General features: G+C 70.6%; 13 protein-coding genes. 8 read left to right on the top strand and 5 right to left on the bottom strand.

Annotated elements, in window-relative coordinates:
• Positions 1–67 precede the first annotated feature (67 nt).
• A complete protein-coding gene (mltA, locus tag AC07OC_RS10425; protein WP_369643732.1) occupies positions 68–1,198 on the bottom strand; it encodes a murein transglycosylase A in 1,131 nt (376 codons plus the stop codon).
• 295 nt (positions 1,199–1,493) lie between these two features.
• On the opposite strand from mltA, the gene AC07OC_RS10420 reads away from it, so the two are divergent.
• Together AC07OC_RS10420 and AC07OC_RS10415 are read left to right on the top strand one after the other, a co-directional pair.
• Positions 1,494–1,652 carry a hypothetical protein gene (locus AC07OC_RS10420; RefSeq protein WP_218297131.1) on the top strand — a complete coding sequence of 53 codons (159 nt, stop codon included), beginning with the start codon at positions 1,494–1,496 and terminating at the stop codon, positions 1,650–1,652.
• A 204-nt stretch (positions 1,653–1,856) separates the two neighbouring features.
• Positions 1,857–2,504, top strand: coding sequence for a YiaD family glycine zipper/OmpA-like lipoprotein (locus AC07OC_RS10415; RefSeq protein WP_218297132.1), 648 nt, complete (start codon positions 1,857–1,859; stop codon positions 2,502–2,504).
• Between the two features lie 42 nt (positions 2,505–2,546).
• Here AC07OC_RS10415 and AC07OC_RS10410 read toward each other — a convergent pair whose 3' ends face one another.
• Genes AC07OC_RS10410 through AC07OC_RS10395 form a run of 4 tightly spaced genes read right to left on the bottom strand, consistent with a single transcriptional unit; the run spans position 2,547 to position 10,208 of the window.
• Positions 2,547–3,176: a response regulator transcription factor gene (locus AC07OC_RS10410; RefSeq protein ID WP_218297133.1), complete on the bottom strand. Its 630-nt coding sequence runs from the start codon at positions 3,174–3,176 to the stop codon at positions 2,547–2,549.
• Positions 3,176–5,236: a two-component system sensor histidine kinase NtrB gene (locus AC07OC_RS10405; protein ID WP_370627760.1), complete on the bottom strand. Its 2,061-nt coding sequence runs from the start codon at positions 5,234–5,236 to the stop codon at positions 3,176–3,178. The genes AC07OC_RS10410 and AC07OC_RS10405 overlap by 1 nt, the downstream gene beginning before the upstream one ends.
• Positions 5,233–6,048: a carbon-nitrogen hydrolase family protein gene (locus AC07OC_RS10400; protein WP_218297221.1), complete on the bottom strand. Its 816-nt coding sequence runs from the start codon at positions 6,046–6,048 to the stop codon at positions 5,233–5,235. Before AC07OC_RS10400 ends, AC07OC_RS10405 begins: the two co-directional genes overlap by 4 nt.
• On the bottom strand, positions 6,048–10,208 hold the full coding sequence (locus tag AC07OC_RS10395; RefSeq protein ID WP_218339429.1) for a YhdP family protein: 4,161 nt from the start codon (positions 10,206–10,208) through the stop codon (positions 6,048–6,050). The genes AC07OC_RS10400 and AC07OC_RS10395 overlap by 1 nt, the downstream gene beginning before the upstream one ends.
• 98 nt (positions 10,209–10,306) lie before the next feature.
• On the opposite strand from AC07OC_RS10395, the gene glnE reads away from it, so the two are divergent.
• The 6 genes from glnE to AC07OC_RS10365 all read left to right on the top strand — a co-directional run bounded on the left by glnE (position 10,307) and on the right by AC07OC_RS10365 (position 21,098).
• A complete protein-coding gene (gene glnE / locus AC07OC_RS10390) occupies positions 10,307–13,054 on the top strand; it encodes a bifunctional [glutamate--ammonia ligase]-adenylyl-L-tyrosine phosphorylase/[glutamate--ammonia-ligase] adenylyltransferase (protein ID WP_218339430.1) in 2,748 nt (915 codons plus the stop codon).
• 105 nt (positions 13,055–13,159) lie between these two features.
• The gene (locus AC07OC_RS10385) at positions 13,160–13,888 is read left to right on the top strand and encodes a TetR/AcrR family transcriptional regulator (protein ID WP_218339431.1); all 729 of its coding nucleotides are present in this window, start codon (positions 13,160–13,162) and stop codon (positions 13,886–13,888) included.
• Positions 13,885–15,270 (top strand): efflux transporter outer membrane subunit, encoded by a 1,386-nt coding sequence (locus tag AC07OC_RS10380; RefSeq protein WP_494601122.1) that lies wholly within the window; start codon positions 13,885–13,887, stop codon positions 15,268–15,270. Before AC07OC_RS10385 ends, AC07OC_RS10380 begins: the two co-directional genes overlap by 4 nt.
• A gap of 191 nt (positions 15,271–15,461) precedes the next feature.
• The gene (locus AC07OC_RS10375) at positions 15,462–16,667 is read left to right on the top strand and encodes an efflux RND transporter periplasmic adaptor subunit (RefSeq protein ID WP_492806647.1); all 1,206 of its coding nucleotides are present in this window, start codon (positions 15,462–15,464) and stop codon (positions 16,665–16,667) included.
• Positions 16,668–16,679: 12 nt separating this feature from the next.
• A complete protein-coding gene (locus AC07OC_RS10370; RefSeq protein ID WP_218297138.1) occupies positions 16,680–19,799 on the top strand; it encodes an efflux RND transporter permease subunit in 3,120 nt (1,039 codons plus the stop codon).
• Between the two features lie 93 nt (positions 19,800–19,892).
• Positions 19,893–21,098: an HD-GYP domain-containing protein gene (locus AC07OC_RS10365; protein WP_218339433.1), complete on the top strand. Its 1,206-nt coding sequence runs from the start codon at positions 19,893–19,895 to the stop codon at positions 21,096–21,098.
• The last annotated feature ends 173 nt before the right edge of the window (positions 21,099–21,271 follow it).

Genomic DNA, 21,271 nt, shown 5'->3' with positions numbered 1-21,271 from the left:
TGCTCCTGATTCAATAGCTTTTAGCGCTTGTCCAATAAGGGCTGGAAGCCAAAATGACCTAAAAAAATCACCGGGGCCACAGCGCCCACAGCCGCAGGTTCTGCTTCAGGCGCCCGGCGATGTCGCCCGCCTCCGGTCCCCAGCCCGTGAAGAAGTCCGCGCGCACCGCGCCCAGGATGGCGCTGCCGGTGTCCTGGGCCATCACCATGCGGTTGAGCTGCACCTGCGGCCCGCTGGACGCGAGCCACACGGGCGTGCCGTAGGGAATGCTCTGGCGGTCCACGGCGATGGAGCGGCCGGGGGTGAGCGGCACGCCCTGCGCGCCGCGCGGGCCAAAGCCCGCGTCCAGCGGGCTCAGCGGCTCCTCGCGGAAGAACACGTAGCGCGGGTTGGTCCACATCAGCTCATTCGTGCGCTGGGGGTTGGCGGCCAGCCAGGCGCGGATGCCGGGCCAGGTGGCGTCGCGGGTGTAGCCCTGGTCCAGCAGCCAGCGGCCGATGCTCTGGTAGGGCTGGTCGTTGGTGCCCGCGTAGGCCACGCGCACCAGCGACACCGTGCCGTCCGCCTCGGCGATGCGCAGGCGGCCCGAGCCCTGGATGTGCAGCACCATCGATTCGACCGGGTCGCGCAGCCAGGCGATGGCCCGGCCGGCCAGCGCGGCCTGGGCCTCGGGCAGTGTCTCGATCTGCTGGCGCGTGTACCAGGGCTTGCGCGTCCCGAGCCCGGCGGGCACGCGGTAGACCGGCACGTTGAAACCGTTGCCGGGCTGGCGGGAGCCCTCCATCATCGGCTCGTAGTAGGCCGTTAGCAGGCCGTCGGGGTTGCCGTCGGTCGCCTCCACGCGGTAGGGCTGCAGCCGCGCGATGAGCCAGGCGCGCTGCTCCTCACCTGTGGCGATGCTCAGCTGGCGCACGTCGCTGCACAGCGAGGTGAAGGGCGGCGCGGGCCGCTCGCAGCTCTTGATCCAGGCGTTCCAGGCCTCGTGCAGCGCGTCTTCGGTGAAGCCGGGCAGCTCGGCCCAGCGCACGGGCACCCAGCGGCTCTTGGGCTGGGACATCGGCGGGGGCAGCGGGCCGGTGTCGCCCGGCAGAACCACCGCGCCGGGCGGCAGGGGCGCCGGGATGGCCGGGGGGCGGGAGGGGCTTGCGGGCGGTGGGCTCGAGCAGGCGGCCAGCGTTCCTACAATCAGTGCCGTCAATACAAGGCCTAGAAGGTGTTTGCGATCATGCCGTGGCCGTGTTGGAGTGCCTTCGGGATGAGTGGATGGCTCGGATGCGCCGCAGGGGCTCGCGCTTGTGCAAGCAGCCGGGGCGTCCCATCGCCCGTTTTCACTCCAGCCCGAAGGGCCGAGGGCTTTGCGGTCGGTCTGCTGCGTGGCGGCGCTTGCCAATAGCGGGGCCATGGGCCGCACACCGCGCCTTGTATCCCATCCCGCAAAGGCCTCTGCGCGGCCACGGGGTGACCGTAAATACGTTCTTGGGAGTGTCAATTTCATGGGGCTGATTTTGCTTGAAGCGCTGCTCGCGCTGGTGCTGCTGGTCGCCATCGTCTGGTGGACCATGTTCTCAGGCCGCAAGGGTGGTGAGCTGCAGCAGCCCCCGAAGGATTCCCCGCCGCCGCCCCCCGCACCTCCACCGCCCCCGGCGCAGTGACTTGGCATGCGCGCGGGGCGCGGGCGCCAGGCGGTGCCGTCCTACAGCCAGGGTGCCGCTGTGCCGATGGCGCCCATGCCAGCCCGCGGCCACGATGGCGTTGAGCTGGGCGCACCCGAGGCCGGGGCCAGGGACAGGCCACACGGCACGCGAACGGAACTCCCGAAGCGCCCAGCTCCAACGAATCTTTCAAGGAGCACCACCATGCGCAAACACATTCTTCTCGGCGCCACCGCCGTCATCGTCCTGGCCACGGGCTGCGCCAGCATGGACGACACCCAGCGCCGTACCGCCACAGGGGCCGGCGTGGGCGCGCTGGCCGGCGCCGTCATCGGCTCCGCCACCGGCGGCAGCGCCGGCACGGGGGCGGTCGTGGGCGCGGGCGTGGGGGCGCTGGGCACCTACATCTGGTCGCAGAACATGGAGCGGCAAAAGCGCGAGATGGAGCGTGCGACCCAGGGCACCGGCATCGCCGTGACGCAGACGGCCGACAACCAGCTCATGCTCAACATCCCGAGCGACATCTCGTTCGCCGTGGGTCGCTCGGACATCCAGCCCAACTTTGCCCCGGTGCTCGACCAGTTCGCTGCCGGCCTGCGCAACAACCCCAACACCGATGTGCGCATCGTGGGCCACACGGACAACACCGGCAGCGACGCCATCAACAACCCGCTCTCGGTGGACCGCGCCGCCAGCACGCGCAGCTACCTCACGGCACGGGGCGTGGACGGGCGCCGCATCGCCATCGATGGCATGGGCGAGCGCTACCCGATCGCCACCAACGACTCGGCCGATGGCCGCGCCCGCAACCGGCGGGTGGAAATCTTCGTGGGTGAGCGCCCGCGCGGCTAGCGGCTAGCCGCCGCACCCCGGCGCGGGGGCGCGGGGGCCGGCCTACTGCCCCGTGCGCAGCAGGTTGGCCAGCTCCACCGCCGACTTGACCTGCATCTTGTCGAACACCCGCGAGCGGTGCACTTCCACCGTGCGCACGCTGATGTCCAGCTGGTCGGCGATCAGTTTGTTGGGCAGGCCCGCCACCACCAGGTCCATCACATCGCGCTCGCGCTCCGTCAGGTCCGCGAGCCGCACCTGCAGGTCGCTGCGCTCGCGCAGCTGCGCCAGCCGCTCCGCCGACTGCGCCAGCGCCTGCTCGATCCGGTCCACCAGGGCATTGTCGGAAAAGGGCTTCTCGCAAAAATCGAAGGCGCCCCGCTTGACCGTGTCCACGGCCGTGGGCACGTCGGCGTGGCCCGTGAGGAAGATCACCGGCATGGTGGCCAGGTCGCCACGCACGGCGAGCAGGTCGAACAGCGCCAGGCCGCTCATGCCGGGCATGCGCACGTCCAGCAGCAGGCAGCAGGGCTGGCGCTGCGCCGGGCGGCTTTGCAGCATGGCATCAAAGGCCTCGGCGCTGTCGAACGATTCGCTCGGGAGCCGGCGCGAGCGCAGCAGCCAGGCCAGCGCCTCGCGCACGCTGGCGTCGTCGTCCACGATGTACACGGTGGCGTTGGATACGGGTTCCATCAGGTGTCAGGCGAAGGTTGGGGAACGGGCAGCGTGAAGGTAAAGACCGTACCACGCGGCTCGTGGGGGGCAAATCCGAGAAAACCACCGTGCTGCTCGATCACCGTGCGGCACATCGAGAGGCCCAAGCCCATGCCTTCGGCGCGGGTGGTGAAGAAGGGCGTGAAGAGTTTTTTCGCCACGTCCGCCGCGATGCCGGTTCCGAGGTCCGTCACCGCGAACTCGATCCATCCGCTGTGCTGGTTCGAGGCGGCTCGCCGCACGCGGATGTCGAGCACGCGCGTGGGAATGGCGGGGTCGTCCATGGCCTGCATGGCGTTGCGCGCCAGGTTGAGCAGCACCTGCTCGACCATGGTGCGGTCGCACAGGACGGGGGGCAGGTTCGGCTCCACCGTGGTGTTCACCCGCACGGCCAGCTTGCGCGCCTGCAGGCTCACCAGCGGGAGGATGGCGTCGAGCAGCTGGCGCGCCTGCACGGCCTCCCGCGCCTGGTCGCGGCGGCGCACGAAGTCGTGCACGCTCTTGATCACCTTGCCCGCGCGCTCGGCCTGCCGCGCGATGTGCTGCATGGCCATGCGCACGTCCTGCAGCTGCTCCGCGTTGGGTGCGGCGCCCGCCGGGCTTCCCGCCTGGGGCGCCGGCGCCTCCAGCAGGTTGATGGAGCCCGTGGCGTAGCTGGAGATGGCGGCCAGGGGCTGGTTGAGTTCGTGGCTCAGCAGCGAGGCCATCTCGCCCACGGTGGCCAGCCGGGCGGTGGCCTGCAGCCGCTCTTGCGAGGCACGCGAAAGCTCCTCCACCCGCCGCTGCTCGCTGATGTCGAGGAACGCGCTCATCCATCCCGTGTGCAGGCCCTGGGCGTTGATGAGCGGGGCCTCGATGATGAGCACCGGAAAGCGCGTGCCGTCCTTGCGCATGAATTCGGACTCGAACCCCTCGCGCGGCGGCATGGTGCCCGCGAAGCGGATGGCCTGGCGCTGGCGGTACTCCTCCACGCGCTCGGGCGGCCAGTAGGGTGCGGTCACGCTCTGGCCCAGCAGTTCCGGGGCGCTGAACCCCACCATGGCGCAGAACGCGGGGTTCACATAGGTGATGCGGCCTTCCAGGTCGCGGGCGCGCAGGCCCGTGACCAGCGAGTCCTCCATCGCCTTGCGGAATGCCAGCGCGTCGGCCAGGTCGCGCTCGGCGCGCAGGCGCCGGCGGTTGTCGCGCACCAGCACCACCATCACGGTGACCAGCGCGATCGACATGGCGGTGACCAGCGCGGTCAATACATTGGGGAACAGGCTGGGCGCGCTGTGCCAGGTGTCCATGCGCAGCACCAGCGTGCTGCCGGGCAGATCCAGCAGGTGCGTGGCCGTGAACATGCGCGAGCCCCGGCGCGCGGCGCCCAGCACGGCCAGCCGCGTGCCGTCGGCCTCGGTGAAGGAGGCTTCCTGGCTGCGCGTGAGGTTGTGCGCCACCAGGTTGATCAGCACGTCCTGCAGGGCGTAGGTGGCCACGAGGAAGCCTGTGCTGCGCCCCCCCGAGCTCAGGGGCAGGCACAGCTCCATCATTTCCGAGCCCAGCCCGTCGCCGTGCGGCTGGAAGTAGCTGCTGGAATAGGCGGGGCTGCTCAGGCGGCGCGCGTTAGCGCAGGCAATGGCGGCGTCGGACTGGTTGCCTTCGCGCAGCCGCGCGTCCCAGGCCACGGGGCGGTAGGGCGACTGGGCATGCGTGCGCACCCGCAGGCTGGTATCCCGCCACTCGATGCGCACCAGCTCGCGCCGGTTGCGCAGCAGCTCCGAGGCATCCACTTCCCAGGCGAGCTGGCCCGGGTCGCCCGCGTGCAGTGCCTGCAGGCTCTGCAGGTTGCGCGTGAGCGCCACGCGGATGTCGGACACCGCGTCGGCCGTGTCGCGCTCCAGGCGCGACTGCACCTGGCTGGCCTCGTACCGCCCCGCAAGCCACACCATGGTGGCGAGCATGGAGATCACGAGCAGTACCAGCAGGGTCCACAGCGACCAGCGCCGCCATGCGCCCCGCCAGCGCCTGAAAAGTGTGCGCTGCTGCGGGATCTTCACAGGACGCGGTGCGACAGGGAGGGAAGCTGCAGGCGCACGTCGCGCAGGCGCTGCGCGTCGACCACGCCCGACACCACGCCCGCCTGCTGGTCCTGCTCGGCCAGGATGGTGCCCCAGGGGTCCACCAGCATGCTGTGGCCCCAGGTGTGCCGGCCGTTCTCGTGCACGCCGCCCTGGGCGGGGGCCAGCACGTACGCCAGGTTCTCCACGGCGCGGGCGCGCAGCAGCACCTCCCAGTGCGCCTGGCCGGTGGTGTGGGTGAACGCGCTGGGCACCAGCAGGAGGTCCGCTCCGGCGCTGGCATGCAGGCGGTACAGCTCGGGGAAGCGCAGGTCATAGCACACGGAAAGGCCCACCCGCCAGCGGTGGCCGTCGCGCGATGGCAGCTCGAACTGCACGGGCGTGCCACCGGCCTCGATGACCCGGCCTTCGTGGTACTGCTCGCGGCCGTTGTCGAAGTAAAAGAGGTGGATCTTGTCGTAGCGTGCCACGCAGCCGCCCGTGGGGTCGAACACCAGAGTGGTGTTGCGCACCCGGTCCGGCGCGGCGGTCTGCAGCGGCAAGGTGCCGCCCACCACCCACATCCGCAGGTCGCGCGCCGCGCTGGCCAGGAAATCCTGAATCCGGCCTTCGCCCAGGGTCTCGCGCAGCGCGAGCTTGTCGGTGTCCTTGTGCCCCATCGCGCAGAAGTACTCGGGCAGCACCGCCAGCTCGGCGCCGGTGCCGGCCGCCTGCTCCAGCAGCGTGCGCGCGGCGCGCAGGTTGTCTTCCAGGCGGGTGCCCGACACCATCTGGATCGCGGCGACTTTCATCATGAGGCTTCTCCGGTTCTGGCGGGGCTGGTGCGGGGCGCTGCGTCGCTGGCGGGGCCGGGCTCGCGCCCGCGGCGGGGGACGCGCACGACGCGCGGGTCTGTCCAGGTGCCGTCGATGCGGAACTCCTGCGTGGCGGCCTCGATGAGCGGTCCGCGCAGGAACACCTGGGCCAGGAAGCTGCCCAGGCCGATCACGGGGTTGATGGCGGTGGCCACCAGCGATGCCGTCATGGCATTGATCTCGGGCACCACCACCACGCGCAGATCCTGGGTCTCGTGGTCGATGTTGGCGCTGCCCTCCATCAGCACGGCGGCATTCACGCCCTTCATCTGCAGGTTGTTCGTGGTGGCCACGCCCTGCTCGATGCGCACGTCGCCGCGCACGAAGTCGAACGCGAAGCCTTCGCTGAACACGTCGCGAAAATCGAGCGTGAGGCGCCGCGGCAGCGACTGCAGGCTGAGCACGCTGAGCAGCTTGGCCAGGCCCGGCTCGGCCTTGAGGAACTGGCCTGCTTCGATGTTCACGTTGATCTGGCCCGTCATGGACCGGTAGTCCGGGCTGAAGGGCGCGCCCATCCAGGCCACCTGGCCCTCCATGCGTCCCTTGCCGCGCCGCACCACGCCCGGCATGCCCATGCGCCCCAGCAGGTCGCCGGAGTCGCGGATGTCCAGCCTGAAATTGAGCACCGTGCGCCGGTCGGGGGTGCGCGGCCCGCCTCCCGCGGCATTCATCACCGCCCAGTTGCCGTTGGCGGTGAAATTCGCCTCGGGGGCGGTGATGTTGAATTTGGAGAGGCGCCATTCGCGCTGCGCGCCATCGCCGCCGCGGTTCTGCGCTTCGATCTCCACGCGCCCCAGCCGCTTGCCGCGCAACTCGAAGTCGTCCACCACGATGTCCAGCGCGGGCAGGGCTCCGGGCTGTTCATCCAGCAGCGCTTCGACCTGGTTCACATCGCTTTGCGGCATGTTCACGCGGGACAGCCGTGCGAACAGGCGCCCGTTGGGCTGGTCGGCGGCGCCGGGCTGGCGGTATTCCAGGTAGCCGTTGAGTTCGGTGGCATCGAGGTTGGCGCGCCAGGTGGTGCCGTCGCGCAGGGCCCCGGCCACGATGTTGTGCAGCGTCCGGCCCTGGAGGGTGAGCTCGCGCGCACGCAGGGCCAGCGTGGTGGGCAGGTAGTCCTGCGCCAGGCTGTGCGCGCTGGCCGGGGCCGCGGCGGCCGGCGCGCGCGCGGCGGTTTCCACGCGGGAGGTGGCCTGCGTCAGCACGTCCTCCCAGGCATCCACATCCAGCTTGCCCTGGTTGATGTTGGCGGCCACGCCCTGGGCGGGCATGGGGGCCGATTCGCCACCCGACAGGCCGACGCCGATGGTGCCCCGCAGCACCCGGGCCTGGGGCCCGCTGATATCGCGCACGTACACGGCCGAACCCAGCGCGCCCAGGTCCACCGTGACCTGGTCGCGCAGGGGCGGGGCGTCGGCACCGCTCCCGTGCCCGGCCTGGGTCACGCCGGCCAGGGATTCGCGCGCCACCTGGGTTTCAAAGCGCAGGGGCAGGCTGGTCTCCGCGGTCTTGCCCAGCGGCGGCGGGAGCGCCAGCGCCAGTCCCTGCAGGCTGGTCGTCACCTGCACCTCCGGCACGCCCCGGCGAAACGCCAGCGTCATGGCGTACGGCGTGCTGCCCGTGGCGTGGCGCGCCAGCTGCGAGAGCATGCCCAGCTGCGGCGCCTGCTGCAGCCCTTCGGCCGTCGCAGTGCCCTGGGCGCGCACCTGCACGGCCGACTCGGCCGCCGGCGTGTGGGCCGGCAGCGCGCGCATGCCACCTTCCAGCTTGACGCTGCCACCCAGCGCCTGCGCCTGCACGGCGTTGAGCGAGAAGCCGCCCTCGGTGAACTGCACCACGCCCCGCACGCGGCTCAGCGCAGGGGTGTCGGGCGTGATGCGCAGTTCGTTGCCGGCCAGCGTGACGCTGCCCTGGACCTTGGACTTGTTGATGTCGCTGATGGGCAGGGACAGGCGCAGCTGGAAGTCCGCATTGCCCGTGCCGCTGGCCTGGTCGAGCGCGTTGCCGGTCATGCGGCCCAGGGGCGACGTGCCCATGAGCGCGAGCAGTTCGGGCAGCGGCCCCCGGGCGTCGGCGCTGACGCTGACCACGGTGTGGGCCAGGTCCGGGATGCGGGCATCCACCTTGGACAGGCGCAGGCCCTGGCGCCCCGCGAAGCTGCCGGTGGCGCCGCGCACCTGCATGGACGAGCGCTCGAAGATCAGCTCGCCGCCCAGTTCCGTCAGCGCGGGCCAGGGCAGGGTGCCCGCCGGCTGCAGGCTGGGGGGCACGTAGGCGTAGGTCACGTCCTTGACGCGCGCGGCGATGCGGAATTCGCCCTGTCTGGGGTCGTTGAACGGCAGGTGGTGCAGGTCGCCCTTCACGCGGAACTGCACGTTGCTGGCGCTGCCCGCGACGACCGCGTCGCGCACATAGTGGCGCGAATCCGCCGGAATGGACAGCGGCAGGTAGCGGTGCACGCGGGTGCCGTCGGCGCGGTGCAGCGTGCCGGTGAGATCCAGCACGCCGGGAAACCGCGACTGGTGCGGCACCTTGGCCGCATCGCTCGTGTGCCAGGTCGCCCGTGCCTCGCCCTGCGCGTCGGCGTTGGCGAACTGCACGTCGTTGGCCTGCACCGCGATGCGGCTGCCCTCGAGCTGCCAGCGCACGTCGGCGCTGAGCCGGTCCAGGGGCAGCACCGGGTCCTCGAACACGCCGGGCAGCACCAGGGCGCCCGAGGCGATGGTCAGGGCCGCCTTGCCCCCTCCCTGGGTCATGTCCACGTCCACCGTGGCCCCGCGCAGGCCCAGGTGGGCGGTGGCCCCGGCGGAGGTATCGCCGGCCAGCGCGAGGCCGCGGATGCGCCCGCGCAGCTGGTACTGCTGCAGGTTGTCCAGGGGGCCTTTCCAGGTGGCCTGGATCTCATCCACCAGGCCTTGCGGCGCGTAGGTGCGGACCGCATCGTGCGCCGTGGCCCCCAGCGGCAGGCGGCTCGCGATCTGCGCGAGCGCGGCCAGGTCCAGGCGGTCCGCGCGGAACTCGCCCTGGGCGGGCACCTTGCCCGCGGCGGCCGTGTGGACCAGCCGCAAATTGCCGCCCGGCCAGGTCAGTCCGTCATCGGTCTGGAACAGCAGGCCCTGGGTTGAAAACTCGAAACCCCCGTTCAGCCGGCGGCCGCCGAGACGCCCCTGGATCGAGGGCAGCACCAGCGCCTGCAAATCGGGGCCCAGCTTCGCGTTGACGTCGGCCAGCGCCAGGTCGGCCGTGCCGCCCACGATCTGCCCGCGCTGCACGTCGGCCCAGGCGCGCAGCGCGCCACGGCCGTGGGCTACCTCCACGCCCACGTCGGCGTGGTGGCGCAGCCGCGAGACGTCCACCCGCGCGAAATCTGCAAACACCTGCCCGTTCCAGTGCTTCCAGTTGCCGTCGCGTGCGCTCAGCAGCGGCGCGCGGAACAGCCCCACCACCGTGAAGCGGTCGCCCCAGGCCTCCGGCGGGGTGGCGTCCAGCCGCAGGTGGTGGTGCCAGTTGCCATTGCGCAGCAGAAGGTCCACCTTCTCCAGGGCAAGCTCGGGGGCACCGCGCTGCTCGTCGGTCCAGCGCACCGTGCCATTGCGGATGAACACTTCGCCCTGCGAAAACAGCCAGTCGGCCGCGGCGTTGTCCTCGCCCTGCTGCTGGGAAAAGTCCAGGCCTGCCACCTGGATGCGCCCGTCGGCGGTGCGCCGCGCCTCCAGCTCGGGCCCTTCAATGTAGAGCTGCTCGAAACCCCCATTGAGCAAGGAGCGGGGCGACAGTGCCACGACCACGCGCGGCAGGCGCAGCGCGGAACGGCCCGCGGCGTCCAGCAGCGCGACATCCGAGAGTTCGACCGATGGAATCAGGCCCTCCGTGTGCGCCGCGATGGCCCCGATCCGCACCGGAACCCCCAGGGCCCGTGCGGCATGTGCCTCCAGCTGCGGGCGGAAATCGCCGATTCGCGGCACAATCCAGCCATGAAGTGCCCCCCACGCGATGGCCAGCAGCAGCCAGAAGGCCAGCAGCAAACCCAGCGACCACCGCGCGAGACCTGCCACGAATTTCAGCAGGCGGGTGGGGTGCGTGGTGGGAGCGATCATGGTGGGATTGAATGTGGCAGGAATTATGACCCGCGGCCTTAGCGCGGGTTCACTACAAACCAGTGTCCTTATGTATGTGGCCCCTTGCCATGTCTGCCATGCCCGCGTCTCCCGCTGATCCCCGCTGCCACCAGCCCCGTCCCGAGGGCCCGCTGGCCGCGCATTCGCGCTTCTACCAGCGCCTGCACCGCCGCTATGCGGACGATCTGTCCCTGCTGCCCGCAGGGGCGCCGGTCCTGGCCACCATGGAGACGGCCTACGATGCGCTGCGCTCGCGCGGCTGCGACACGGGCACGGCCCTGCGCGTGCTGCGCCAGCTCGTCATGGAACGGCTCGTCCAGCTGGACTGCGACGCGCAGGCGCCGCTCGCCGACATCACCCGCGCCGTCACCGAGCTGGCCGAGCTGGCGCTGGACCGTGCCAGCCACCAGGCGCGGCAGGAGCTGGACGAGCGCCACGGCGCGCCACGCGGACCGGACGGCCAGCCCGTGCAGCTGTGGATCATCGGCATGGGCAAGCTGGGCGCGCGCGAGCTCAATGTCTCCAGCGACATCGACCTGATCTACGTGTACGAACACGATGGCGAGACCGCGGGCACGGCCGACGGCCGGGGGCGCATCTCCAACCACGAATACTTCGCGCGGGCGGTCAAGGCCATCTACAGCCTGGTGGGGGATACCACCGAGCACGGCTTTGTGTTCCGCGTGGACCTGGCGCTGCGCCCCAATGGCAACTCCGGCCCGCCGTCGGTCTCGTTGTCGGCGCTGGAGGAGTACCTGCAGCTGCATGGCCGCGAATGGGAGCGTTTTGCCTGGCTCAAGAGCCGGGTGGTGGCGCCCCACGACTGCATTGGCAGCCCCGAGGTGCAGGCGCTGCGGGGCGTGGTGCTGCCCTTCGTGTTCCGCCGCTACCTGGACTACAGCGTGTTCGATGCGCTGCGTTCCCTGCACCGCCAGATCCGCGACCATGCGGCCAAGCGCAGCGCGGGCCACCCCGAGCGCGCCAACGACGTCAAGCTCTCGCGCGGCGGCATCCGCGAGATCGAGTTCACGGTGCAGCTGCTGCAGGTGGTGCGCGGCGGCCAGTTCCCCGAGCTGCGCCGCCGGCCCACGCTCGATGCGCTCACGCGCCTGGCCCAGGCGGGCCTCATGCCGCAGGAAACCGCCGATGCCCTGGCGCGCGCCTATGTCTTCTTGCGCCGGGTGGAGCACCGCATCCAGTACCTGGACGACCAGCAGACCCACGTGCTGCCCACGCGCGACGACGACCTCGCCTGGATCGCCTACACCCTGGGCTACACCGACTGCTGCGCCTTCCTGCACGAGCTGGACGCGCACCGCGAACTCGTCGCCCAGGAGTTCGACACCTTGCTGGGTGGCGCGGGCAAGAAGCAGTGCAATGGGGGCGGCTGCGGCGGCCCCCGCGCCTCGGCGCCCCCGCCCCCCGAATTCGACACCCTGCTGGAACAGCTGCCGCCCGGATTCCGCGAGCGCGTGGCCGAATGGCGCAGCCACCCGCGCGTGGCGGGCCTGCGCGACGAAGCCCGCGCCCGCCTGTTCCGGCTGGTGCAGCGCACCGCGCAGTGGCTCAAGGAGGGCCGCGTCACCGAAGAGGCCGCGCTGCGCCTGGCCAACTGGCTGGAGCCGCTGCTGCGCCGCGAGAGCTATCTGGCGCTGCTGCTGGAGCGCCCCTCCGTGCACGAACAACTGCTGCACCTGCTGGGCGCGGCCAAATGGCCCGCCCGCTACCTGCTGCAGCACCCAGGCGTGATCGATGAACTGGTGGGGGATTCGCTGCTGGCCGAGCGCTTCGTGGTGGCGGACTTCGAGCGCGAACTGGCCGTGCGGCTCGCGTCGCTGCAGTCCACGGGCGAGGACGATGATGAAACCCTGCTGAACCTGCTGCGCCGCGCCCAGCACGCGGAAACCTTCCGCACCCTCGCGCGCGACGTGGAGCGGCGCATCACCGTCGAGCAGGTGGCGGATGACCTGTCCGCCCTGGCCGACAGCGTGCTGCGCATCACCGCCCAGTGGTGCTGGAGCCGGCTCAAGACGCGCCATCGCGAGAGCCCGCAGTTCGCCATCATTGGCTACGGCAAGCTGGGCGGCAAGGAGCTGGGCTACGGCAGCGATCTGGACATCGTTTTCGTGTTCGACGACGACGACGAGCGCGCGCCCGAGGTCTACGCCGCTTTCGTGCGCAAGCTCATCAACTGGCTCACCGTGAAGACGGGCGAGGGCGACCTGTACGAGATCGACACCGCACTGCGGCCCAATGGCAGCTCGGGCCTGCTGGTCACGAGCTTCGAGGCCTACGCCAACTACCAGCAGCGCCGGGGCAGCAACACCGCCTGGACCTGGGAGCACCAGGCCATGACGCGCGCGCGCTTCGTGATGGGCAGCGATGCCCTGCAGGCGCGCTTCGATGCCGTGCGCGAGGCCGTGATCACCTCCGAGCGCGACCCCGCCGCCCTGCGTGAGGAGATCGTGCTCATGCGCGAGCGCGTGCGCGCGGCGCACCCCACGCGCGACGGGCAGTTCGATGTGAAACACAGCCCGGGCGGCATGGTGGATGCGGAGTTCGCGGTGCAGTACCTCGTGCTCTCGCAATCCGCGAACCACCCGGAGCTGGTGGGCAACGTGGGCAACATCGCGCTGCTGCAGCGCGCCGAGCAGGTGGGCCTGCTGCCGCCCGGCGTGGGCATGGCGGCGGCCGACGCCTACCGCGAACTGCGGCGCGTGCAGCACGTGGCGCGCCTGGACGAGGCGCCCACCCAGGTTGCTCCGCCCGCGCTGCAGGCCGAGCGGAATGCGGTGCTGGCGCTGTGGAGGGCGGTGTTCGGCTGAGGCCGGTCCCGGCGTGACGTTTCGTTGCATTTTTGGCGGGCGAATTTTCCGCTGGCCTTCGCCAATTCAAACAACTGTTTGAATTCTGGTGTTTAATCCGGTGCCATGAGTTTTGGCGCCCATTTCATTCCCGCAGCCCAGCGCACCGCCCGCAGTGATGGCGAGGACACGCGCGCGCGCCTGCTGCACGCGGCGCTGCAGCTGTTCTCCGAGCGGGGCTTCGCACAGACCTCGGTGCGCGCCATCGCCGAGGCCGCTGGCACCAATGTCGCCGCGATCGCCTACCACTTTGGCGACAAGGCCCGGCTGTACACGGCCACGTTCTATGAACCCTTTGGCAGCGGCAGCGACCTCATCGCCGTGTTCGCCGATCCCGCACTGACCCTGCCGCAGGCGCTCGCCTCCTATTTCGGGGGGTTTCTGGAGCCGCTCAAGCACGATGACCTCGTGACCCAGTCGCTGCGCCTGCATGTGCGCGAGCTGCTGGACCCGACCCACGTGTGGCCCGAGCTCATCGAGCGCGAGTGCCGGGCCCCCCACCTGGCCCTGGTCCAGGTGCTGTGCCGCCACATGGGCGTGCAGGAGGTGGATGACGACATGCACCGCCTCGCCTTTTCGCTGGCCGGGCTGATCATGCAGATGTGGACCCAGCGCGATCCGCTGCAGGTCATTGCGCCGCAGCTGGCAGGGTCGGGGGCTGTGGATGAGTGGGTGGACCGGCTGACCGGCTACGCCCTGAGCATGGTGCAGGGCGAGATCGCCCGGCGGCAGGCCGCACAACGGCCCGCGCGCCGCAGTACTTCACGGAATTCGCACAAGGAATCCAACGCATGACTTTGAGCAAGACCCGATTCTTCTGGGCCGCCTGCCTGCCGCTGGCCCTGGGCGCCTGTGCCGTCACGGCGCCCCCCGCGCAGGTGCCCGCGCCGCCGCCGGTGGCGTGGCAGGCGCCCTTGCCGCACCAGGGCTCGCTGGGGGATCTGGCGCGGTGGTGGACGCAGCTGGGCGACCCGCTGCTCGTCGAGCTGATCGATGCCGCGCAAGCCATCAGCCCTGGCGTGGCGCAGGCCCAGGCCCGCATCGCGCAGGCGCGTGCCACGCAGGTGAGCAGCCGCGCCGCGCTGCTGCCGTCGCTCGATGCGCAGGCCAGCGCCAGCCGGGGTTTCAACGAGCAGCTCGCGGGCATCGCCACCACGGCGCAGGCCGGGCTGCAGGCGAGCTGGGAGATCGACCTCTTCGGCGCCAACCGGGCCACCAAGACGGCGGCCGACGAGCGGCTGGCGGGCGCGCAGGCGCTGTGGCACGAGGCGCGCGTGAGCGTGGCCGCCGAGGTGGCGCAGCAGACGAGCAGCCTGCGCACCTGCCTGGAGCAGCTGCGTGTGGCCGAGCGCGATGCGCAGTCGCGCGGCGAGACCTCGCGGCTGTCCGACCTCAGCGAACGCGCCGGTTTCACGGCGCCCGCCACCGCCGCCCTGGCGCGTGCCAGCGCCGCCGAAGCCCAGGCGCGCGCATCGCAGCAGCGCATGCAATGCGATGTCGAAGTCAAGACCATGGTGGCGCTGACCGGGTGGGAAGAGCCCGCGCTGCGCGCGCGCCTGTCCACGCCGGCATCCGCCGCGCCCGACACCCTGTTCGCCATCGCCGCCCTGCCCGCCCAGGTGCTGGCCCAGCGCCCCGACGTGTACAACGCCGAGCGCGAAGTCGCCGCCGCCAGCGCCGACGTGGGCAGCGCACAGGCCCAGCGCTACCCGCGCCTGTCGCTCAGCGGCTCGGTGGGAACGGCCTGGGTGCGCAGCGGCGGCGTGACGACCGACCTGAACACCTGGACCATCGGCCCGCTGGCGCTCAGCGTGCCCCTGTTCGACGGCGGCCGCCGTGGCGCCCAGGTGGAGGCGGCGCAGGCACGCTACGACGAGGCCGCCGCGCTCTACCGCGCCAAGGTGCGCCAGGCCGTGAGCGAGGTCGAGCAGGCGCTGGTGCGGCTGCAGAGCACGGCCGAGCGCAATGCCAGTGCGCGGGTGGCGGCGGCGGGCTACCGCAACTCGTTCGATGCCACGCAGGCGCGCTGGCGCGGCGGGCTGGCGAGTCTGGTGGAGCTGGAAGACGCGCGCCGCACCTCCCTGGCGGCCGAGAACGCGCTGATCGCGCTGCAGCACGAACGCCAGGCCGCCTGGGTTTCGCTGTACCGCGCCGCGGGCGGTGGCTGGAAAGAGTGAAACACCCCCTGAGTCGCTTCGCGCATTCCCCCTCTCCCGACTCGCTGGGCGAGTCGGGAGAGGGGGACGCCCCCGGCGCGGCGGGGCGGCCCTTGCGCGGGGGCACTGGCCTGCGCCGCGCCAGTTTCATCCCGTGCGAGTGGCGCGTAGCGCCGTGGATAGTTGATATGAATTCTTCAGGACGAAAGCAAATGCAAAATTTCTCTTCCTTCAAGTTCTCTCCGACGGCCTTCGCCGTGATTGCTGCCTGCGTGCTGGCCACCGGCGGCGCCCTGGTTTTCTCCAGCGCATCGCGCGCCGCCGACGAGCCCAAGGCGGGCCAGCCCCGCCCCGCGCTCACGGTGAGCACGGCCCAGCCCCAGCGGACGTCGGTGCCCTTGCGCCTGGCGGCCAACGGCAATGTGGCCGCCTGGCAGGAGGCCAGCATCGGCGCCGAAAGCAATGGACTGCGACTGACCGATGTGCGGGTGAATGTGGGTGACGTGGTCAAGGCCGGCCAGGTGCTCGCCACCTTCTCGGCCGAAACGGTGCAGGCCGACGTGGCGCAGATGCGCGCCAGCCTGCTCGAAGCCCAGGCCAATGCGGCCGAAGCCGCCGCCAATGCCGACCGGGCCCGCTCGCTGCAGGCCACGGGCGCCCTGAGCCAGCAGCAGATCCAGCAGTACACCACCGCCGAGAAGACGGCGCAGGCCCGGGTGGAGGCCGCCAAGGCCACGCTGAACGCGCAGCAGCTGCGCCTGAAGTACACGCAGGTGGTGGCGCCCGACAGCGGCGTGATCTCGGCCCGCACGGCCACGGTGGGCGCGGTGGTGGGCGCGGGCACGGAGCTGTTCCGCATGGTGCGCAAGGGGCGCCTCGAATGGCGCGCCGAAGTCACGTCCACCGAGCTGCGCCGCATCGCGCCGGGCGCCAAGGTCAGCGTGACCGCGGCCAGCGGCGCGGCGGCCGAAGGCACCGTGCGCATGGTGGCCCCCACGGTGGACCCGCAAACCCGCAATGCGCTGGTGTATGTCGATTTGCCGGCGAACAGCGATTTCCGCGCCGGGATGTTCGCGCGCGGCGAGTTCGCGCTGGGCAGCAGCGATGCGCTCACGGTGCCGCAAGAGGCGCTGGTGGTGCGCGACGGGTTCTCGTACGTGTTCGTGGTGGGCGCCGAGCAGCGCGTGCAGCAGCGCAAGGTGCAGACGGGGCGCCGCGTGGCCGACCGGGTGGAAGTGCTCTCGGGCCTGGACGCGAATGCCTCCGTCGCCGTGCGCGGCGCGGGTTTCCTGAATGACGGGGACCTGGTGCGTGTGGTCGGCGCGCCGCCGGCGAGCGGCAGCACCTCCTCCCTGCAGGATTTCAAACAAAAAGTGCCTGTAGCGCAGGTTGATCAAGCGCTGGTAGCTATCAAATAAGGAGCGTTCTCCATGAATGTATCCACCTGGTCCATCAAGAACCCGATACCGGCGCTGATGCTGTTCGTGCTGCTGACGTTCGGCGGCCTGCTGTCGTTCAACGCGATGAAGGTGCAGAACTTTCCGGACATCGACCTGCCCACGATCTCCGTGACCGTGGCGCTGCCGGGCGCATCGCCCGCGCAGCTGGAAAACGATGTGGCGCGCAAGATCGAGAACAGCATCGCCACGCTGCAGGACTTGAAGCACATCTACACCAAGGTGCAGGACGGCGGCGCCACCATCACGGCCGAGTTCCGCCTGGAAAAGCCCACACAGGAGGCGCTCGACGATGTGCGCTCGGCCGTGGCGCGGGTGCGCGGCGACCTGCCCGGCGACGTGCGCGACCCCATCGTGACCAAGATGGACCTGGCCGCGCAGCCCGTGCTGGCCTTCACCATCGCCTCGAGCCGCATGGACAGCGAGGCGCTGTCGTGGTTCGTGGACGATGCCGTGGCCAAGAAGCTGCTCACCGTGCGCGGCGTGGGCGCGGTCAACCGCGTGGGCGGTGTTCAGCGCGAGGTGCATGTGGCGCTGGACCCGGTGAAGCTGCAGGCGCTCAACGCCTCGGCGGCCGACGTGTCGCGCCAGCTGCGCCTGGTGCAGACCGAGAGCGCCGGCGGCCGCACCGACCTGGGCGGCAGCGAGCAGCCCGTGCGCACGCTGGCCACGGTGCAGTCGGCCCAGGAGCTTTCCAGCCTCACGCTGTCGCTGTCGGACGGCCGCCACGTGCGGCTCGATCAGGTCGCCACGGTGTCGGACACGATTGCCGAGCCGCGCGCGCTGGCCCTGCTCAACGGCAAGCCCGTGGTGGGCTTCGAGGTGGCGCGCAGCAAGGGTGCGAGCGAGATCGAGGTGGGCGGGGCCGTGCAGGCCGCGCTCAAGGAGATGCGCGCGCAGCACCCCGACCTGGAGATCACCGAGGCCTTCAACTTCGTGCAGCCCGTGCAGGAGGAATACGACGGCTCCATGCACCTGCTGTACGAAGGCGCGCTGCTGGCCGTGCTGGTGGTGTGGCTGTTCCTGCGCGACTGGCGCGCCACGTTCGTCTCGGCCGTGGCGCTGCCGCTGTCGGTGATCCCGGCGTTCATCGGCATGCACCTGCTGGGCTTTTCCATCAACGTGATCACGCTGCTGGCGATGTCGCTGGTGGTGGGCATCCTGGTGGACGACGCCATCGTGGAGGTGGAGAACATCGTGCGCCACCTGCGCATGGGCAAGACGCCCTACCAGGCGGCCATGGAGGCGGCCGACGAGATCGGTTTGGCGGTGGTGGCCACCACCTTCACGCTGATCGCGGTGTTCCTGCCCACGGCCTTCATGAGCGGCATCGCGGGCAAGTTCTTCAAGCAGTTTGGCTGGACCGCGTCGCTGGCCGTGTTCGCCAGCCTGGTGGTGGCCCGCGTGCTCACGCCCATGATGGCGGCCTACATCCTCAAACCCATCGTGGACAAGCACCAGGACCCGCGCTGGATGACCGTGTACCTGCGCTGGGCGGCCTGGTGCATCAGGCACCGCTGGATCACCTTCATCGCCACGGCGGCGTTCTTCATCGGCTCGCTCGCGCTGATCCCGCTGCTGCCCACCGGCTTCATCCCGCCGGACGACAACTCGCAGACCCAGGTGTACCTGGAGCTGCCGCCCGGCGCCACGCTCGCGCAGACCCGCGCCGTGGCCGAGGATGCGCGCGAGCGCATCGCCAAGGTGGAGCACGTGCAGAGCGTGTACACCACCATCGGCGGTGGCTCCGCGGGGGCGGACCCCTTCATGGGCGGAGCCAATGCCGAGACCCGCAAGGCCACGCTGACCATCCTGCTGGCCGAGCGCGGCGAGCGGCCGCGCAAGCAGGGCATCGAGAACAAGATCCGCACGGCCCTCGAAACCCTGCCCGGCGTGCGCAGCAAGGTGGGCCTGGGCGGATCGGGCGAGAAGTACGTGCTGGTGCTCTCGGGCGACGATCCGCAGGCGCTGACCACGGCCGCGCTGGCGGTCGAGAAGGACCTGCGCACCATCCCGGGCCTGGGCAGCATCTCGTCCACCGCCAGCCTGGTGCGCTCCGAGATCGCGGTGCGTCCGGACTTCGCCCGGGCCGCCGACCTGGGGGTGACCAGCAGCGCCATCGCCGAGACCCTGCGCATCGCCACCATGGGCGACTACGACGTGTCGCTGCCCAAGCTCAACCTCGCGTCGCGGCAGGTGCCCATCGTCGTGAAGCTGCAGGACGACGCCCGCAAGGACCTGTCGCTACTGGAGCGCCTGGCGGTGCCGGGCGCCAAGGGCCCGGTGATGCTGGGCCAGGTGGCCACGCTCGAATTCAGCGGCGGCCCGGCCGTGGTGGACCGCTACGACCGCGCGCGCAACGTGAACTTCGAGATCGAGCTGTCGGGCCAGCCGCTGGGTGACGTGACCAAGGCCGTGGAGGCGCTGCCCTCCATCAAGAACCTGCCGCCGGGCGTGCGCCAGATTACCATCGGCGACGCGGAGATGATGGGCGAGCTGTTCGCCAGCTTCGGCCTGGCCATGCTCACGGGCGTGCTGTGCATCTACATCGTGCTGGTGCTGCTGTTCAAGGACTTCCTGCACCCGGTGACCATCCTGGCGGCGCTGCCGCTGTCGCTGGGCGGCGCGTTCGTGGGCCTCTTGATCGCGCAAAAGAGCTTCTCGATGCCCTCGCTCATCGGGCTCATCATGCTCATGGGCATCGCCACCAAGAATTCCATCCTGCTGGTCGAGTACGCCATCCTGGCGCGGCGCGAGCACGGCATGACGCGCTTCGAGGCGCTGATCGACGCGTGCCACAAGCGCGCGCGCCCCATCATCATGACCACGCTGGCCATGGGCGCGGGCATGCTGCCCATTGCCATCGGCATCGGCGCGGCCGACGCGAGCTTCCGCTCGCCGATGGCGGTGGCGGTGATCGGGGGGCTCATCACGTCCACGCTGCTGAGCCTGCTGGTCATCCCCGCCGTCTTCACCGGGGTGGATGATCTGGGCCAGCGGTTCGGGCGCCTGGTGCGCCGGCTGCGGGGGGCGCACCACGCGCCCGCCGCCCCGGCGCTGCCCCCGGTGCCCGCCTCGCCGCCCGCACCGTGATGGCCCGGTGGTGGTTGCCCGAACAACCGGGCAATCACCCGGGTTGACCAGGGTTTGGTGGCGCGCCAGTCGTTAGATAATGTAACGAGCACCATGAACCTCGTCAGCCTGAACATCGAATCCATTCAGCTTGGCCACCCGCTGCCCTTCGTGCTGCGGGGGGCTGATGGCGTGCTGCTGGCGCAAAAGGGCTATGTCATCCGCACCCGGGACGAGCTGGCCAAGATGGTGGCGCGGGGCCGCCAGCTGTGCGTGGACACCGATGAATCCGGCGACAGCCACCGCGCCTACCTGGCGCAGCTGCAGCGCATGCTGATCGCGGACACCAACCTGGGCGAGATCGCCGCCATGCAGATGACGGCGGCCGACGACCCGGCGGGGCGCGGGCGCGGAGGCCGGGCCCTGCCCGACTGGCCCGAGCTGCAGCTGCGCGCCACGCAACTGCTGCGCGCGCCGTCCCCGTCGGACTTTGGCGGGCGCTTCCAGGCGCTGCACGACGAACTCTCGCGCCACTGTGAGCAGACGCCCGATATCACCCTGCTGGCCCTGATCTACCTGTCGGCCCAGGAAACCCGCATGTACAGCGCCACCCACTCCATGCTGGTGGCCTGCGTGTGCATGGTGGTCGCGCGCGAGATGCTGCGCTGGCCCGAGGGCCGGGTGCAGCAGCTCGGGCATGCGGCCTTGTCCATGAACATCGCCATGACCGAACTGCAGGACCAGCTGGCCCAGCAGACCCACCCCCTGACTGCCCAGCAGATCGCGGCCGTGGAAGACCACGCGTCACGCTCCGAGGCGCTGCTGCGCTCGCTGGGCGTGGCCGACACCGCATGGCTGGAGGCCGTGCGCTGCCACCACCACCGCACGCCTGGCCCGCTGGCCAAGAAGACGGAAGCCCAGCAGATGGCCCGGCTGATCCAGCGCGCCGATATCTTTGGCGCCCGCATGGCGCCCCGCGCCGCCCGCTGGCCCATGCCGGTCACGGCGGCCATGCAGGCGAGCTACTACGATGAGGAGCACCAGGTGGACGAGGCCGGTGCAGCGCTCGTCAAGACGCTGGGCGTGTATCCGCCAGGGGCCTTTGTGCGGTTGGCCAGCCAGGAGGTGGGTGTCGTCATCCGCCGAGGTACGACGGCCACCACGCCCAAGGTAGCGGTTGTGACCAACCGGGACGGCATGCCCACGGGCGAGCCGATTCCCCGCGACACCGGCATGCCGCCCTGGAAAGTCACGGGCGTGGTGGCCTTCAAGGACGTGCGGGTCAAGCTCCCGCTCGACCGCCTGCTCAACCTGGGCTGATCTTTTCGGCCCCGCAGCGGGGCCGCACCCGATGCGGGTGAACGCCCCCTCGCCCGGTGTGGCCGCCATGGGCACTCCCTGGCCCGTTTTTCAACGCTCCCACGGGGCTGATGCCCGGCATCCGGCTTGCATCCGATGCCCGTCTGGCCGTGCGCCACGCAATACCCCCTTCC

The sequence above is a fragment of the Acidovorax sp. GW821-FHT10E04 genome (assembly GCF_059415185.1).
Note: the sequence above shows the minus strand (reverse complement) of the source record. Positions and strands in the feature narration are given on the sequence as shown.